Below are 15,009 nucleotides of genomic sequence, written 5' to 3'. Positions count from 1 at the left end.
GAGCTTATGGGCGGTGCCCTTGACGTGGTAGGTGTCGAAGGTGGGCTGGATCACCTGGAGGAGGCCCTTGGAGGGGATGCCGTTGACGGCGTTGATGTCCCAGCCGTTGACGGCGTTGGGGTTGCCGGAGGACTCGCGCATGATGTTGCGGTGGAGGCCCTCGTAGCTGCCGGGTATGCCCTTGTTCTTCATGATGTCGAGGGACTGGTGGATCCAGCCGTCCAGGTTGTTCGCGTACGACTTCGACGCGGCCTTCGGGGCGGCCTTGGGTGCCGCCTTCGGGGCGAGGGACGCACGTTCCATGGAGCGGTGGGCGGCCTGCTGGGCGGCCCGGTCCTGCTTCGCCACCGCGGTGACCTTCAGGCCGTCGGCGACCGACGCGGAGACGTCCGCGGTCTTGGCCTCGGCGGTCGTCGCCTCGCCGGTGACGGCCTTCGGCAGGCCGTTGGCGCTCACGGGCTGGACGGCGGTCGGGGCGTGCGCGGCGACGGGCTGCGCGTTGCTCGGGATCGCGGCGGCGGTCAGGGCGCCGGTGGCGCCGGCGGCGACGAGCACGGCGGTGGCGACCTTCTGGGTGCGGGTGACACGGGCGGTGCGGAGCAGGGCGAAACGGGACATGCGGTGGTGACCTCTTCCGAATGCGGGATGCGGGGGAGCGGCCTGTGGCGGCGCGTGGAACCGAGGGTCAGGCCGTGCTCGCTCACCAGGTGGGAGGAGTCCGTCGGCACGTTCTCGGTGCTTACGGGATTCATAGTGAGCGCTGTCCGGCAACGGTGGCAATGATGTGACGTACTACGCCTCATAGTGAGATGAGGTGAGATGTCCGATGTTGCGGGCTTTTCGTCCTGTATTGGTGGGGGTGTGACGTCACTACCGGCCCTCGTAGGTGACGTGCGTCCTGTGCCCGGCATCACTGGGCGACCCCTTCCGGGGGGCCTTGTGTGTTGCCCGGGTCACGCCCGGAACGGGCCCGGATCTGAGCGGGGTGCGGGCCCCGGTGTCCCGCGTCGCGGCCGTAGGGGGCGCCCGTTACGGCACGGTCGGTGGGCCGTTCGCCGCAGCGCCCGGACTGTCGTACCGGCCGGGGCGTGCGGCTCGCGGAGGCTGGGCCCGTCCGAGCCCTCGCACCGTAAGGAAGCCCTATGTTCCGTCGTCTGACCGTCGTGGTCGCCGCTCTCTGTGCCGCAGGCGCCCTGGCCGCCGGTCCGGCCGCCGCGGCGCCCGCCGACGACCACGACCTCGCGCCGAAGGAGAAGGCCGGCCTGCAGTTCGCCGGTGAGGTCGTCGGCGCCCTCCTCGGCCTCGTGCCGCTGGACGGCACCGTTCGCTAGGTGTCCGCACACGCCGACGAGGGCCCTGTCCGCGGGAGGCGGACAGAGCCCTCGTCTGTGGTCACGGCCGGCCCGGGGCCGGTCGCTCGATGGTGTCGCCGTCCGGGGTGACGGCCGTCATGTTCCGCCTCAGTAGGCGGAGTTGACGTTGTCGATGGAGCCGTAGCGGTGGGCGGCGTAGTTGGCTGCGGCGGTGATGTTGGCGACGGGGTCGGTGAGCTTATGGGCGGTGCCCTTGACGTGGTAGGTGTCGAAGGTGGGCTGGATCACCTGGAGGAGGCCCTTGGAGGGGATGCCGTTGACGGCGTTGACGTCCCAGCCGTTGACGGCGTTGGGGTTGCCGGAGGACTCGCGCATGATGTTGCGGTGGAGGCCCTCGTAGCTGCCGGGTATGCCCTTGTTCTTCATGATGTCGAGGGACTGGTGGATCCAGCCGTCCAGGTTGTTCGCGTACGACTTCGGGGCCTGGCGCTCGGCGGAGCGGCTGGCGGCCTGCTTGGCGGTGTGACCCTGCTTGTCGACGGCGGTGACCTTGAGGTGGCCGGCGGCGGACACCGTGGCGGAAGTGGCCTCGGCGCTCTTGCCGGCACCGGTCTTCGGCAGGCCGTTTGCGTTCACGGGCTTGACCGCGGCCGGGGCGTGCGCGGAGGTGACGGGCGCCGCCTCGCTCGGGGAGGCCGTCACGGCCAGGGCGGTGGTGGCGCCGGCGGCGGCCAGCGCGGCGGTGGCGACCTTCTGGGCGCGGGTGACACGGGCGGTGCGGAGCAGGGCGAAACGGGGCATGCGGTGGTGGCCTCTTCTCAGGTGCGGGGTGCGGGGTGCGGCCTTCGGCGGCGCGGGGGAACCGAGGGTCTGGCCGCGCTCACTCACCAGGGCGAGGAGTTCACCGGCACGTTCTCGGCGCTTACGGGATTCATAGTGAGCACGGCGCCGAATCGGTGGCAATGATGTGACGTACTACCCCTCATCGTGAGATGGGGCGAAATGACCGAAATGAACCGTGTTATCCGGCGTGGTGAGCGGTTCCGCCGCGACTAAGCGTCCTCGTACGTGAGATACGCCCTGTGCCTGTCCTCACCCCGAGGCGGCCGGAAAGCGGGGTGCGAGGCGGTGCGGAAGGGCTCCGGAGCGGCCCGCGCCACAAGGAGCCGGAGTGGCCCGCGCCACAAGGAGAAGAGAGGCGGCGCGCCTCAGACGGCCGGGTCCGGCGCGAGCAGACGCAGCACCGCGTCGAGCCCGCGGATGCCGCCGGGCGCCGCGCCGCTCGGCAGGACGCAGGAGCGCAGCCCGGCGAGGGCGCCGCCGCCGTCCTTGGCGGGCTGGTCGCCGACCATCAGCGTCTGCGCGGGAGCCGGCCCGAGCGGCGCGATCCGCCCGCGCCGTGGCCCGGTCACGCCGCCTGCCCGCCGCCGGTCCCGCGCGCCCGCCGCGCGGCCCCGGCTCAGACGTACGCCGCCGCCCCGTCCGTCGGCTCGTCGTCGCGGGCGACCGGGGCCAGCGCCGGGGCCGAGGAGAGCGGGCGGTCGGTGAAGAAGCGGGCGGCGAGGTCGGCGACGGCCTGGGGGCGCTCCAGGACGACCCAGTGGTCGGCGTCCGGGATCAGCAGGAAGCGGCTGCCTTCGAGGGTGGCGGCGAAACGCCGCTGGTGGGCCGGGGAGGTCACGGTGTCGTGGGCGCCGCTGAACACCAGGGCCGGTACGCCGGACAGCCCGCCGGAGAAGTCCGGGCGGTCGGTCACCGCCCGGCACAGCGAGTCGAGCGCGTGCGGGGAGGTGCGGGCCGCCTGCAGCATCGACCGCCGCACATAGCGGTAGGCCAGCCGCCGTCGTGTCACGTACCGCCTCTCGTCGAGGCAGAGCAGACCGTCCGTGGCGCGCGTCGCGAAGGCGTCCACCGCGCCCCGCCGCAGCTCTTCGGCCGCCCGCTCCCAGTGGGCGCACTGCTCGTCGGTGATGTGGGACGGGACCCCGCCCAGCGCCAGCCGCGCGATACGGGCGGGGAAGCGCCGGGCGCAGCCGAAGGCGAGACCGGCGCCGTAGGAGAAGCCGAAGAGGTTGATCCGCGCCACGCCGAGATCGTCGAGGATGTGCTCGATCGCCCGGCACAGCAGCTCGGTGCTCGGGCCCGGCGGCAGCGGTTCGGCGGTGCCCATGCCGGGCAGATCGGCGGTGATCACGCTCGCCACCGGCGTCAGCCGCTCCTCCATCTGCGGCCACCCGAACATGCCCTGCAGGGCGCCGCCCAGGATCATGACGGGTTCGGTGACCCCGTCCGGATGGCGCAGCAGCCGGTAGGTGTAGGACACCCCGCCCACCGACAGGGAGCGGATCGTTTCCTCGGACATGACGGTTCCTTCTCGGGAGATCCGCGGGGGCGGCGCGCGTCAGGCGCGGGTCAGGACGAGTGCGGCGTTGTGGCCGCCGAAACCGAGCGACGTCTTGGCCGCCCAGTCGAAGGGCGCGGGCCGGGCCGCGCCACGCACGATCTCCAGGGGGATCCGGGGATCGGGCGTGTCCAGATTGGCGGTCGGCGGGACCAGCTGGGACTCCAGCGCGAGGACGGTCAGCGCGGTCTCGATACCGCCCGCCGCTCCCAGGGTGTGCCCGGTCATCGCCTTGGTGGAGGTGACCAGCGCGTCCTCGCCCAGGACCCGGCGGAGCATCGCCGCCTCGATCCGGTCGTTGACGACGGTGGAGGTGCCGTGCGCGTTGACATGGCCGATCTCCCGCGGGCCGACCCCGGCATCCGCGAGCGCGGTGCGCAGCGCCCGCTCGATGCCACGGCCCTCGGGGTCCGGGGCGACCGCGGCGTACGCATCGCTGGACGCGCCGTACCCCGCGACGCGGGCGCGGACCGTCGCGCCGCGGGCCCGCGCGTGCTCGGGGCGCTCCAGGACGAGGAGTCCGGCGCCCTCGCCGATGACGAAACCGTCCCGGTCGGCGTCGAACGGGCGGCAGGCGGCCGCCGGGTCGTCGCGGCGGGTGGAGACGGCCTTCATCTGGCAGGCGCTGGCGATCAGCAGCCGGGAGCGGACCGATTCGGCGCCGCCCGCGACGGCGATGTCACAGGCGCCCGAGCGCAGCAGCTGATGGGCGGTGCCCAGCGCGACGGTGCCCGAGGAACAGGCGGTCGCCACGCCCAGGCTGGGGCCCTGCGCGCCGAGGTCCATCGCGACGCTGCTGGCCGCGCTGTTGACGACGGTGAGCGGCGCGAGCTTGGGGGAGACCCGGCGGGCGCCGCGCTCCAGCAGTGCGGTGTGCTGCTCGTCGTAGAACGGCAGTCCGCCGTGGGCCGAGCCGATGACGACGGCGACGCGGGTACCGTCCCAGGTCTCGGGGTCAAGACCGGCGTCGGCCATCGCCTCCCGGGCGGCGACCACCGCGAGCTGTGCGAAGCGGTCCATCAGCCGCTGGGTGGCCACGCCCAGGACCTCGGTGGTGTCCAGATCGTCGACGCCGTACATGAAGTCGCAGGGCAGGTCGGTGAGTTCGGGGCGATGGCGGACGCCGACGGGGGTGGTCTCCCCGGTGACGGTGTGCCAGGTGGCCTTGGCGCCGACGCCCGCGGCGGTGACCAGACCGACGCCCGTCACGGCCGCGGCGAACGGCGTGCGGGCCGTCACGCGGCGACTTTGCCGTCGACGGCCGCCACCAGCGCTCCCACGGTGTCCCGGGAGGTGAGCGCGACCTCGTCGAGGTCGATGTCGAGGCGGTCCTCGATGAGCAGCCGCAGCTCCTCCAGGGCGAGCGAATCCATCCGCAGATGCTGGAGCGAGGTCTCGTCGGTGACGTCGACCGGATCGACCCCGAATCGCTTGACCAGCAGGGTGTTGACGACTTCTGCCGCGTTCACGTGGCACTCCTCCGCTTTCGTAGGCGCTGTTGCCCACCGCGTCCTGGCGGGGCCCGCCGGCGGCTCCGGCTGGTTCGGCGGCACCCTTTATACGCCTTCGTCCGGAAGGCTCCCCAACGCCGTTCGCTCGATGGGGTGAGGGGTGACGCAGGGGGCGCACGCGCGGTGCGCGCCCCTGCCCGCACGGCGCGGAAGGCACTCGCCCCGTCTAACGGCGCGGGGCGACGGGAGGGTACGGGGCGCGGCCGGATCCGGGTGTCCGCGGCGGCCGGGCCGGGCGGCTCACGCCTCGTCGAGGGTGCGGGTCACCCGGCTCAACAGGCCGCGCAGCGTGCGCAGTTCCGCCAGGTCCAGGCCGGTGGCGGCGAGCATCCGGCGGGGCACCGGCAGCGCCCGCTCGCGGAGCGCGGCACCGGCGTCGGTGAGGTGGACGCCGACCGACCGCTCGTCCTGCGCGCTGCGCTCGCGGCGCACCAGGCTCGCCGCCTCCAGGCGCTTGAGGAGCGGGGAGAGGGTGCCGGAGTCGAGGCGCAGCCGCTCGCCGATGGACTTGACGGGGAGCGGGCCGTCCTCCCACAGCACGAGCATCACCAGGTACTGCGGATAGGTCAGCCCGAGGTCCTTGAGGGCGTCCCGGTAGACGGCGCCGAAGGCGCGCGAGGCGGCGTGCAGCGCGAAGCAGACCTGGTGGTCGAGGCGGAGCAGCTCGGCGTCGGAGAGCGGGGAGTCGGGGAAGCCGGAGGGGCTGGGGGAGGCGGCCATGGACCCAGGTTAGCCCGCCGGGGCATTGAATCGCCCAGCATTGAATTGTGTACAACTTAGTTGTGTGTCATTGTTCTCTCCGGCGGTCGGGACGCGGCCGCCGGAACCGGAGGGACTCCCATGGACGCGCTCTACACCGCAGCCGCCACCGCCAACGGCCGGGACGGCCGCGCCGTCAGCTCCGACGGGCGGCTCGACCTCCCGCTCGCCATGCCGACCGCGCTCGGCGGCAGCGGCGAGGGCACCAACCCCGAGCAGCTCTTCGCCGCCGGGTACGCCGCCTGCTTCGCCAGCGCGATGGCGCAGGTCGGACGGCAGCTGAAGATCGACACCGCGGAGGTGTCGGTCACCGCCGAGGTCTCCCTCGGCAAGGACGACACGGGGTTCGGGCTCGCCGTCGTGATGCGCGTGGAGCTGCCGGACGATCTCGCGGCGGAGCGTGGCCGGGAACTCGTCGAGGCCACCCACCGGTTCTGCCCGTACTCCAAGGCCACCCGCGGCAACATCGACGTCGAGCTGGTCATCGAGTGAGACCCGGGGGCGGGCGGCGCCGTCGCCCGCCCCCGTCGCCGGCCGCTACGACACGGCCCCGCTGTCCTCCCGGCCCAGGTGCCGCCACAGGAAGTCGGCCTGATGGCGCAGCAGGTTCGCGAAGAGCGCCGGGTCCGTCGGCGCGTGATCCATCCCGGGCAGCGGCAGCACCTCGTGCGGGCGTCCGGCGGCCAGCAGGGCGGCGGAGAGCCGCAGCGTGTGCGCGGCGTGGACGTTGCCGTCCGCCAGCCCGTGCATCAGCAGCAGCGGCCGGGTCAGCCGCGGCGCCTCCCGCGCCAGGGAGCAGGCGTCGTACCACTCGGGATGTGCGTCCGGATGCCCGAGGAACCGCTCCCGCCAGTGCGTGTCGTACAGCCGCGCGTCGTGGACGCCCGCGCCCGCGACCGCCGCGTGGAAGAGATCGGGGCGCCGCACCACCGCCGCCACGGCGAGCATCCCGGAGAACGACCAGCCGCGGACCGCGACCCGGCCCGGATCCAGCTCCGGGAACCGCCCCAGCACCTCCGTGAGCGCCGCCGCCTGGTCCTCCAGCGCAGCCGACACGATGTCGCCGTACACCGCGCGCTCCCAGCCCGGGGACCGGCCCGGCGTGCCACGGCCGTCGGTCACCAGCACCGCGAAACCCTGCTCGGCGAACCACTGCGAGACGAACATCATCGGCGCCTGGTCCTCGGTCACCCGCTGCAGCGCCGGGCCCGCGTACGGATCGACCAGCACCGGCAGCCGCCCGCCGCCCGGGCGGTGCCACGACGGCAGCAGCAACCGGCTGCGCAGCACGCGCTCCGTCGTCGTCAGCCGCCGCTCGCGCAGCGCCAGCACGGGCCGCTCGGCGTACGAGGCCACCGGAAGATCCGGGCGCCCGGCGCGCTCCACCACCACCGTCGCGCCGGGCCGGTGCGGCGCCCGGGAGACCCGCACCAGCGTGGTGGCGCCGCGCACTCCGGTGTGCACGCCCGGGGCGGTGGTCAGCGGCCGGGCGCCGGTGTCCGGCCGCCAGGTCCACAGCGCCTGCCCGACCACGTCCGCGGACGCCGTGAACAGCACCTCCTCGCCGCTCACACCGAGCACCTCCCGCACCTGGAGCCCGTCGGGGGTGACGGCCGTGCCGCCGACGGTCAACTGCCGTGTGCCGTCGGCCCCCTCGGTGTCCCGGTGCGCCACCAGCGCACCGGACGCGGTACGCGCCGGGGTGCCCGGCACCAGGGTCACCCAGCAGGGATCGCGCTGCTCGGCCAGGAGCGCGGTCCGCCCGTCGGCGGCGTCGACCACGTACGTCCGCAGCGTCCGCTGGTCCCGGCTCTGCACCGCCGCGAACGGGCCGTGCGCGTCCCAGCCCGCCGCCGTCAGATACGGGAACCCGGCCCGGTCCAGGGCCACTTCGGTGCGGGCACCGCCGTCGGCCGCTACCAGCCACAGCGTCACCTCCGCGTTGGCGGTGCCCGCCGCCGGATAGCGCACCGCGCGCGGCGGCGTCGCGGGATGCGCCGGATCGGCGACGTACCACCGGGCGACGGCGCTCTCGTCGACGCGCGCGACCAGGAGGCGGGAGCCGTCCGGCGCCCACCAGTAGCCCCGGTCGCGGCCCATCGAGGCGGTCGCCGCGTACTCGGCGGCACCACAGCGGACGTCGGGCCCGTCGGGCGCGGCGATCTCCCGGTCCCCGCTGCCGTCCGCGCCGATCACCCGCAGTGCACCGTCCGCGAGATAGGCGATGCGGCGGCCCGCCGGATCGGGCCGCGGATCGGCCGGGCGTCCGGTGACCGGCAGTGCGCGCACCCGGCCCGTCGCGACGTCGACGGCCCACAGCGCCCCGCCGCACAGGCAGGCGGCGAGGGAGACCGCGGCGTCGGTGGCGTACGCCGTGACGCCGTCGCCGGACGGGCCCGCGCCGTGCGCCGGATCGGCCGGATCGAACAGCAGCCGTTCGCGGCCCGAGGCGGTGTCCAGCGCCCACAGGCGGCGCACCGGGTCGCCGCCCGATGCGGTGCGCAGGAACAGGACGGTGGCGCCGTCGGGCGAGACGGTGAACCGGTCGGGGGCGCCCTGTGCGAAGCGGCGGGTGCGCAGGAACTGATGCGGAAGGCTCTCGGGGGGATGCATGGCGGACAGGGTGGAGCGTCCCGCCCCCGGGGTCCTACTGTTTCGTCCCGGGACGAAAGGTGAGCGGGACGGACGGCGCGCTCGGGGATGGCCGGTGACCAGGGCGGACGGAGTTCCGGGCGCCCCGGGGTCGAAGGCACACCGGGACGCGGGGCGGCCCCGTCCCGGGGCGGACGGCGGCGGACGGGGGGAGCACGGCGTGGGGGAGTGGCTGGTCGACGCGGACGTGCTGGCGCGCAGCCGGTTCGTGCTCTCGCCGCTGATCGAGACGGTCGCCACCCTCCGGATGCTCACCGCGCACCCCGGTCCGCGCGGCGGGCACCCCGCGCCACCGGAAGCGGTCCGCGCGCGGCTCCTGGCCGACCCGTTCGTCCGCGCCTGGGCGGCCGCCGGAATCGGCGTCCACTGGACGCCCGACTTCCTCAGCCGACCGCCGCGCCACGACAGCCCCACGTTCGCCGGGGAACTGGCCCGGGTCCGCGCCACCCCCGCCCCCGAGGCCCGCACCGACCTCGCCACGGCCTGCGGCGGGCGGCTGCCCCGCGCCCTGGACGTCCCCGACCCGGCGGGCCGCGCCGCCGACCTCCTCGACCGGGTGTGGCAGGACGTCGTCCGCCCCGACTGGCCGCGCCGCAGCCGCATGTTGGAGGCCGATGTGATCGGGCGGGTGCACCGGCTGAGCAGGCACGGCTGGGCCGCGGCCGTCGCCGGCCTCGGCCCGCGCACCCGCTGGCTCGGCAACGGCCGCTTCCGCATCAACGGCGCCGACCGCCCCGCCCGCGACCTCACCGGCGCCGACCTCGTCTTCGTCCCCGTCAGCGGCCCGAACGGCTGGGTGGCGTGGGACCTCCCCGAGCGGTATGCGGCGATCTACCCGGCGTCCGGTACGGCCCTCGCGGGCGGCGGGCGCCCCGCACCCGCGGCCCCGCCGCCCGTCCCGGACCCGCTCAGGGGGTGTCTTCCCGGTCGTCGTGGGGCTGCGACGCCCGGCACCGCACCTCGCGACGTTGTCGCCCCGTCCACGGACACCCGGTCCGCGGGCGGGAATCCGCCGGGCGAGGCACGGCACCGGACGCCACAGCCTGATCCACGAAGACCGGAAAGACACCCCCTGGCCCGCCTCCTCGGCACCAACCGCGCCACCCTCCTCGCCCTCCTCGACCCGCCCAAGAGCACCAGCCAGCTCGCCGCCCTGACCGGGCTGGGCCTGGGCTCCGTCGGCGGTCATCTGAAGGTGCTGCTCGACGCCGCGCTGGTGACCCGCCGCCGGGCCGGAGCCTTGGTCCTCTACCACCGCACGCCGTTGGCCGACGCCCTCCTGGGCGCCCAGGGCACGCCGCGCACGGCCGACGGCTGACCGCCCCCGTGACCCGCGCCCCCGTGCTCCAGGTGCCTCGCCCGATCGGTCGGCGCGGGCGCGACAGCCCCCACCGGCGCTCCTAGGGTCGGCCATGTGACCGCGCCGACCAGCTCCGGACCCTCGCCCCCCACCGCCCACCCGCCACGGCCCGCCCGGCCGGGGCCCCGTACCCGCGGGGCGCGGCCGTGACCGCCCCGCCGGACGCGCCGCGCGACATCGGCCTGCGCATCGAGGGCGGCGTGGCCGAACCGGAGGAACTGGCGGCGATCACGGTGATCCTCTACGCCCGCCTCGCCGCCGCCGTCACCGGCGACGGCACCGACTGGGTGGTGCCCCCGGACGACTCCGAACGCCACCACCATCCGCCGCGCTCGGCCTGCTGGTCCGGGTGCTGGTACTGCGGCTGACCTGTCCACCCCGGAAGAAACCCGGCATCCGCTGACGAACCCGCCGCGCCCGGCGCCCTGTTCGCCGGTCACCAGGAGAAATCCGGCCGACTCCCGGCAGAATCCGCACCGGGCTCCGTGCGCGCGGCGCCGTACAGCCGGAAGCGGAGCGGGAGGCCGAGGTCGTGGCGGAGTATCAGGTGGCGGGCGGGGGCGGGGACGGGGAGCCGGAGACACCGGCGGCGGAGGCGCAGGAGCGGCGGCTCCGCAAGGATCTGGGGTTCTGGGGCCTGACCGCGATCGGCTTCTCCAACATCGTCGGCTCCGGCTGGCTCTTCGCCGCCCTCTACGCCGCACAGACCGCGGGACCGGCCTCCCTGCTCTCCTGGCTCGGCGCCGGTCTGCTCTGCGCGCTGGTCGCCCTCGTCATGATCGAACTGGGCGCCTCCCGTCCCGAGGGCGGCGGCACCGTCCGCTGGCCGCTGCACGCCGGCGGCCCGCTCGTCGGCACCCTCGTCGGCTGGTCGGTGCTGCTGTCGGTCGGCGGCACCGCGGCCGAGATCAGCGCGATCATGCAGTACGCCGCGCACTATCTGCCCGATCTCTACAACGGGCGGACGCTCTCCGCCTCCGGCGTGGCGCTCGCCGCCGGTCTCAGCGTGGTGCTGACCGCGCTGAACTGGTTCGCGGTGCGGATGTTCGCCCGGCTCAACAACCTGGTCTCGGTCTTCAAGATCGTGGTGCCGGTGGTCACCGTGGCCGCCCTCATCGCCTCGGGCTGGCACTCCGGCCGCCTCACCGACCACGGCGGCTTCGCCCCGTACGGCTACGCCGCCTGCCTGTCCGCCCTCGCCGGTGGCGGCATCGTCTACTCCGTCAACGGTTTCCAGGCGCCGCTGGACTTCTCCGGCGAGACCCGCAACCCGCGCCGTACGCTGCCCGCCGCCGTCCTCGCCGGGATCGGGCTGGCCGTGCTGATGTACCTCGCGCTCCAGACCGCGTTCCTGTTCGCCGTCCCCGAGTCGCTGCTCGGCGGCGGCTGGCGCGGCGTCTCCTTCGAATCGCCCTTCGGCCAGCTCGCCCTCATCCTCAATCTGCACTGGCTCTCCAGCCTGCTCTACGCCGACGCCGTCCTCTCACCCGGCGGCTCCGCGTACGTCGGCGTTGCCCTGGACGCGCGCCACACCTACGCGCTGGCCAAGAACGGCACGATCCCCCGCTACTTCATGAAGGTGCACGCCCGCTCCGGCGTGCCCCGCCGGGCCCTGGCCGTCAACCTCGCCGTGATCGTCCTTTTCCTCCTGCCGATCGGCGGCTGGCAGCAGATCGTCGGCGTGATGGGCGACATGTACCTGCTGATCTACGCGGCGTCCGCGGTGGCCGCCGCCGTCTTCCGCGCCGATCCCGGCACCGCCACCGCCGGATGGGTGCCGGGCCTGGGCTGGCTCGCGCCGCTGAGCTTCGTGGTGGCGAGCGAGTTCGTGTACTGGTCGGGCTGGGATGCGCTGCGGCTGGCGCTGCCGATGGTCCTCGGCGGGCTGCTGCTCTTCCTCCTCATGCGGCGCCCCGGTGCGGTCCCCGCCCCCGGTGAACCGCCCCGCCGCCCGCTCGGCGCCGAACTGCGCACCGGCGCCTGGCTGGTGTGCTACCTCGTCGCGCTGACCGCCCTGTCCCTGCTCGGCTCCTTCGGCGGCACCGGAGCGCTGCCCGCCCCGTACGACTCCCTCACCGTCGCGGTCCTGGCCCTTGCACTGTTCTTCTGGGCGGTACGGTCCGGGGTCCGGTACCTGGCGGTGGTCCCGGCTCCGGCTCCGGTGGCGGTGGACTGAGGGGTCGGGCGGGCGTGGGCCCTTCGGGCCGCGTGGGGCGCGCTCCCGGTCTCGCCGTGCGCCGGTAGCCCCGGCCCCGCACCGTAAGGCCCCTGCCCGCCCCGCCCACCAGGCGAAACCGCCCGTACCGGCCTATCCTGACGGAAGCTTCCGCGTCGGCCCGTCCGGTCGGCGGCGGCATCAGGAGGCGGCCACGACACGCCGCGCGCGCCTCCCGCGGCGGACACGACCCGCACCACGGAGGCGTCCATGTTCCGGCGGCGTCCCGCGCGGGAGTTGAGCGCCGACGATCTGCTGTCGACGCTCGGGCGGCTCACCGCCCAGGCCCGGGCGGGTGCCGAGCTCCAGCGCGCCCGGGTCGAACTGGCCGAGGCGCTCCAGCGGGAGATGCTCCCGGCCGCCCTGCCCGGTGTCCCCGGGGTGCGGGCCGCCGCCGCGTACGCCCCGGCGCGCAACGGTCTGGACATCGGCGGCGACTGGTACGACGGCTTCCCGCTGCCCGGCGGCCGGCTGGCCTTCTGCATCGGCGACGTCCAGGGGCATGACGTCGAGGCGGCCGCGTTCATGGGGCAGATCCGTATCGGGCTGCGCGCCGTGGCGAGCGGCGGCGCCGACCCGGGCGTGGTCCTTGCCCGCGCCAACGAGCTGCTGCTCTCCGTGGACAGCCCGCTCTTCGCCACCTGCACCTTCCTCGTCTTCGACCCGGTGACCTGGGAAGTGGCCGCCGCGCGCGCCGGTCACCCGCCGGGCGTGTGGGCCACTGACGACGGCCGGAGCGGCATCGCCGAGGAGACCGGCGGCGCGCCGCTGGGGGTGCTGCCCGGCGAGACGTACCCGGTCACCTACTGGCGACTCGCCTCGCGCGGCGCGTTCGCGCTGCTGACCGACGGTGTGGTGGAGGGCCCGTCGTTCCCGATCGAGGCGGGCCTCGCCGAGGCGGCCAAGCGGCTGCGTGACCGCGCCCCGACCGGCGATCCGGCCGATGTCGCCGCGGCGGTGATGGACGTCGCGGAATTCACCGGACACACCGACGACGCCGCGGTCGTCGCCCTCTGCTACGACCGGGCGGACCGCGACAACGGGTGAACGGTGCGCCGCCGTCCGTGGCGGCGGCCGAGCGGGCCCGGGGCCGTTGCCCGATGCTGGGGGGATGCGCACCGGGAAAGTGCCCCCTCTCGCTGCCGACGTCCCGAAGATCCTCGCCCTGGCCGTCGCCTACTTCGCGGGCGCCCGGATCGGCCTGCTGGAGCAGGTGGTGATCGACGGGACGGTGGTCACGCCGATGTGGCCGCCCACCGGTATCGCGCTGAGCTGTCTGCTCGTCTTCGGGCTGCGTACATGGCCGGGCATCCTGCTCGGCACGTTCTTCGTCATTGCGGGCATCGGCCCGGTGGACGCCGGGATCCTCGGCAATCTGGCGGGCAACACCCTGGCCCCGGTCTGCGCGGCGCTGCTGCTGCGCCGGGCCGGGTTCCGTACCGAACTGGACCGGCTGCGGGACGGGGTGGCGCTGGTGGTGCTCGGCGCGCTGGCCGGGATGCTGATCAGCGCGACGTTCGGCGCCGGGAACCAGGTGCTGATCGGCCATCTCCCGGCCACCCAGTTCTGGCCCGCGTGGGCCGCCTGGTGGGCGGGCGACGCGATGGGCGTACTGATCGTCACGCCGTTGCTGCTGGTGGCGTGGCACGCCCGCCGGCCGCGCGCGGTCCGCCCGGCGCACGCCGTGGAGGCGGCGGCGCTGCTGATCGCCGCCGTCGGCGTCGCGCTGCTGTGCACCCGCAGCTCGCTGTCGCTGCTGTTCCTGGTCTTCCCGCTGATCGTGTGGGCGGCGGTACGGTTCCAGCTGGCCGGGGCCGCGCCCGTCGCGCTGATCGTCTCCGTCCTGGCCATCGTGGCGGCCAACGACCGGGTGGGCCCGTTCGCCGGGCTCAGCTTCCTGCTGGTGATGGTCAACCTCCAGGCCCTGAACGGCGCGGCGGCGCTCACCGCGCTGCTGCTCGCCGCGCTCGTCGCCGAGCAGAACGCCATCCGCGAGAAGATCGAGGACGCCTGCCGGGAGCTGGCCGAGGTGGTGGACCGCCTGGCCCCGGGCGAGGGCGCACACCGCTGGCTGCCGGGCGCGACGGCACCTCGCAGGCGGAAGCGGGGCCGCTGACCGCCCGCCTCCCCCGGCCGTGGCCCGCCCGGGGCGCGCATCCTTGTCCGTGGCCTGCCCGGCCGGATGGGCCGCGGCAGCCGTCGCCGGCGGACGCAGCGCCGGGTGCCAGGGGCCCGACCCGGACCGCTCAGGAGGAGGCGGCGCGCGGCGGGCAGCTTCGCCCGCCATCCGCCTCGACGTCGTCCCGCCCGCCCCGGCGGCGAGACGCAGCGCGTTCACTACCGCCACGTCGCCGGGGAACCGGCCGTGCCCTGAGCGGCCCCGGTTCCGGCGCATGCCGGAATCATGCGGCAACGATCAGTGATCTGCCTCACATGCGGGTTGGCGTGAGGGTTGCCTGCGGCATGTGCCTGACATGCCGTCATCTCCCGTATGTACAGTGGTGGTTGCGCGATCGTCCCAGGTCGGCGGGGTGGCGGCCGTCCTTCCGGTAGTGGTCCGGAAGCGGACGCCGGGCGGGGGAGCGGGAACCTCTCCGTGTCACCGGATGATCGCTTTCCGTATTTTTCTTTCGGACCGCGTTGCACGTTTGCCCACCCGCTTCCGAAATCCTGCGGAGGAGGACAGCGAATCCTCCGGCGCCCCCCCCCCCCGCGCGGGGGGCGCCCGGCCCCGATGGGGCCACCCCCCTGCAACTCCCCACGTCGCACGCCCCCCGCGGTGAGAGCACCCCCTCGCT

15 protein-coding genes are annotated in these 15,009 nt (G+C 74.6%); 7 read left to right on the top strand and 8 right to left on the bottom strand.

Annotation, left to right across the window (positions count from 1 at the left end):
- A partial coding sequence (locus ACFWWQ_RS09610) for a lytic transglycosylase (protein WP_384592804.1) occupies positions 1-618 on the bottom strand: 618 nt, incomplete at its 3' end.
- Positions 619-1,142: 524 nt separating this feature from the next.
- On the opposite strand from ACFWWQ_RS09610, the gene ACFWWQ_RS09605 reads away from it, so the two are divergent.
- On the top strand, positions 1,143-1,331 hold the full coding sequence (locus ACFWWQ_RS09605; protein WP_384592801.1) for a hypothetical protein: 189 nt from the start codon (positions 1,143-1,145) through the stop codon (positions 1,329-1,331).
- Positions 1,332-1,460: 129 nt separating this feature from the next.
- Here the strand turns inward: ACFWWQ_RS09605 and ACFWWQ_RS09600 are convergent, their stop codons facing one another.
- The 6 genes from ACFWWQ_RS09600 to ACFWWQ_RS09575 all read right to left on the bottom strand — a co-directional run bounded on the left by ACFWWQ_RS09600 (position 1,461) and on the right by ACFWWQ_RS09575 (position 5,945).
- A complete protein-coding gene (locus ACFWWQ_RS09600; protein WP_384592798.1) occupies positions 1,461-2,114 on the bottom strand; it encodes a transglycosylase SLT domain-containing protein in 654 nt (217 codons plus the stop codon).
- Between the two features lie 407 nt (positions 2,115-2,521).
- Positions 2,522-2,725, bottom strand: coding sequence for a hypothetical protein (locus ACFWWQ_RS09595; protein ID WP_384592795.1), 204 nt, complete (start codon positions 2,723-2,725; stop codon positions 2,522-2,524).
- A gap of 47 nt (positions 2,726-2,772) precedes the next feature.
- A complete protein-coding gene (locus tag ACFWWQ_RS09590; protein ID WP_384592792.1) occupies positions 2,773-3,675 on the bottom strand; it encodes an alpha/beta fold hydrolase in 903 nt (300 codons plus the stop codon).
- A gap of 39 nt (positions 3,676-3,714) precedes the next feature.
- Positions 3,715-4,953 carry a beta-ketoacyl-[acyl-carrier-protein] synthase family protein gene (locus ACFWWQ_RS09585; RefSeq protein WP_384592789.1) on the bottom strand — a complete coding sequence of 413 codons (1,239 nt, stop codon included), beginning with the start codon at positions 4,951-4,953 and terminating at the stop codon, positions 3,715-3,717.
- A complete protein-coding gene (locus ACFWWQ_RS09580) occupies positions 4,950-5,183 on the bottom strand; it encodes an acyl carrier protein (RefSeq protein ID WP_143943061.1) in 234 nt (77 codons plus the stop codon). The genes ACFWWQ_RS09585 and ACFWWQ_RS09580 overlap by 4 nt, the downstream gene beginning before the upstream one ends.
- A 282-nt stretch (positions 5,184-5,465) precedes the next feature.
- On the bottom strand, positions 5,466-5,945 hold the full coding sequence (locus ACFWWQ_RS09575) for a MarR family winged helix-turn-helix transcriptional regulator (protein WP_384592786.1): 480 nt from the start codon (positions 5,943-5,945) through the stop codon (positions 5,466-5,468).
- Positions 5,946-6,065: 120 nt separating this feature from the next.
- Here ACFWWQ_RS09575 and ACFWWQ_RS09570 point away from each other — a divergent pair, with 120 nt between their 5' ends.
- Positions 6,066-6,476, top strand: coding sequence for an organic hydroperoxide resistance protein (locus tag ACFWWQ_RS09570; RefSeq protein WP_384592783.1), 411 nt, complete (start codon positions 6,066-6,068; stop codon positions 6,474-6,476).
- Between the two features lie 45 nt (positions 6,477-6,521).
- On the opposite strand, the gene ACFWWQ_RS09565 is transcribed toward ACFWWQ_RS09570, so the two are convergent.
- Complete coding sequence (locus ACFWWQ_RS09565; RefSeq protein WP_384592780.1) at positions 6,522-8,597, bottom strand: prolyl oligopeptidase family serine peptidase; 2,076 nt, start codon at positions 8,595-8,597, stop codon at positions 6,522-6,524.
- 199 nt (positions 8,598-8,796) lie between these two features.
- Here ACFWWQ_RS09565 and ACFWWQ_RS09560 point away from each other — a divergent pair, with 199 nt between their 5' ends.
- From ACFWWQ_RS09560 to ACFWWQ_RS09540, 5 genes are all read left to right on the top strand, one after another.
- Positions 8,797-9,954: a transcriptional regulator gene (locus tag ACFWWQ_RS09560; RefSeq protein WP_384592777.1), complete on the top strand. Its 1,158-nt coding sequence runs from the start codon at positions 8,797-8,799 to the stop codon at positions 9,952-9,954.
- A gap of 188 nt (positions 9,955-10,142) precedes the next feature.
- Positions 10,143-10,364 (top strand): acyl-CoA carboxylase epsilon subunit, encoded by a 222-nt coding sequence (locus ACFWWQ_RS09555; protein WP_384592774.1) that lies wholly within the window; start codon positions 10,143-10,145, stop codon positions 10,362-10,364.
- Positions 10,365-10,528: 164 nt separating this feature from the next.
- Positions 10,529-12,172, top strand: a complete 1,644-nt coding sequence (locus ACFWWQ_RS09550) for an APC family permease (RefSeq protein WP_384592771.1) — start codon at positions 10,529-10,531, stop codon at positions 12,170-12,172.
- 249 nt (positions 12,173-12,421) lie between these two features.
- Positions 12,422-13,258, top strand: coding sequence for a PP2C family protein-serine/threonine phosphatase (locus ACFWWQ_RS09545; protein ID WP_384592768.1), 837 nt, complete (start codon positions 12,422-12,424; stop codon positions 13,256-13,258).
- Positions 13,259-13,322: 64 nt separating this feature from the next.
- The gene (locus tag ACFWWQ_RS09540) at positions 13,323-14,327 is read left to right on the top strand and encodes an MASE1 domain-containing protein (RefSeq protein ID WP_384592765.1); all 1,005 of its coding nucleotides are present in this window, start codon (positions 13,323-13,325) and stop codon (positions 14,325-14,327) included.
- Positions 14,328-15,009: the final 682 nt, after the last annotated feature.

Origin of the sequence: Streptomyces sp. NPDC059080 (assembly GCF_042739975.1) — a bacterium.
Classification (GTDB): domain Bacteria; phylum Actinomycetota; class Actinomycetes; order Streptomycetales; family Streptomycetaceae; genus Streptomyces; species Streptomyces benahoarensis.
Note: the sequence above shows the minus strand (reverse complement) of the source record. Positions and strands in the feature narration are given on the sequence as shown.

Coding starts and splice junctions, on each gene's coding strand:
- ACFWWQ_RS09605 (WP_384592801.1), top strand. CDS start 1,143: ATGTTCCGTCGTCTGACCGTCGTGGTCGCCGCTCTCTGTGCCGCAGGC.
- ACFWWQ_RS09600 (WP_384592798.1), bottom strand. CDS start 2,114: ATGCCCCGTTTCGCCCTGCTCCGCACCGCCCGTGTCACCCGCGCCCAG.
- ACFWWQ_RS09590 (WP_384592792.1), bottom strand. CDS start 3,675: ATGTCCGAGGAAACGATCCGCTCCCTGTCGGTGGGCGGGGTGTCCTAC.
- ACFWWQ_RS09575 (WP_384592786.1), bottom strand. CDS start 5,945: ATGGCCGCCTCCCCCAGCCCCTCCGGCTTCCCCGACTCCCCGCTCTCC.
- ACFWWQ_RS09570 (WP_384592783.1), top strand. CDS start 6,066: ATGGACGCGCTCTACACCGCAGCCGCCACCGCCAACGGCCGGGACGGC.
- ACFWWQ_RS09565 (WP_384592780.1), bottom strand. CDS start 8,597: ATGCATCCCCCCGAGAGCCTTCCGCATCAGTTCCTGCGCACCCGCCGC.
- ACFWWQ_RS09545 (WP_384592768.1), top strand. CDS start 12,422: ATGTTCCGGCGGCGTCCCGCGCGGGAGTTGAGCGCCGACGATCTGCTG.
- ACFWWQ_RS09540 (WP_384592765.1), top strand. CDS start 13,323: ATGCGCACCGGGAAAGTGCCCCCTCTCGCTGCCGACGTCCCGAAGATC.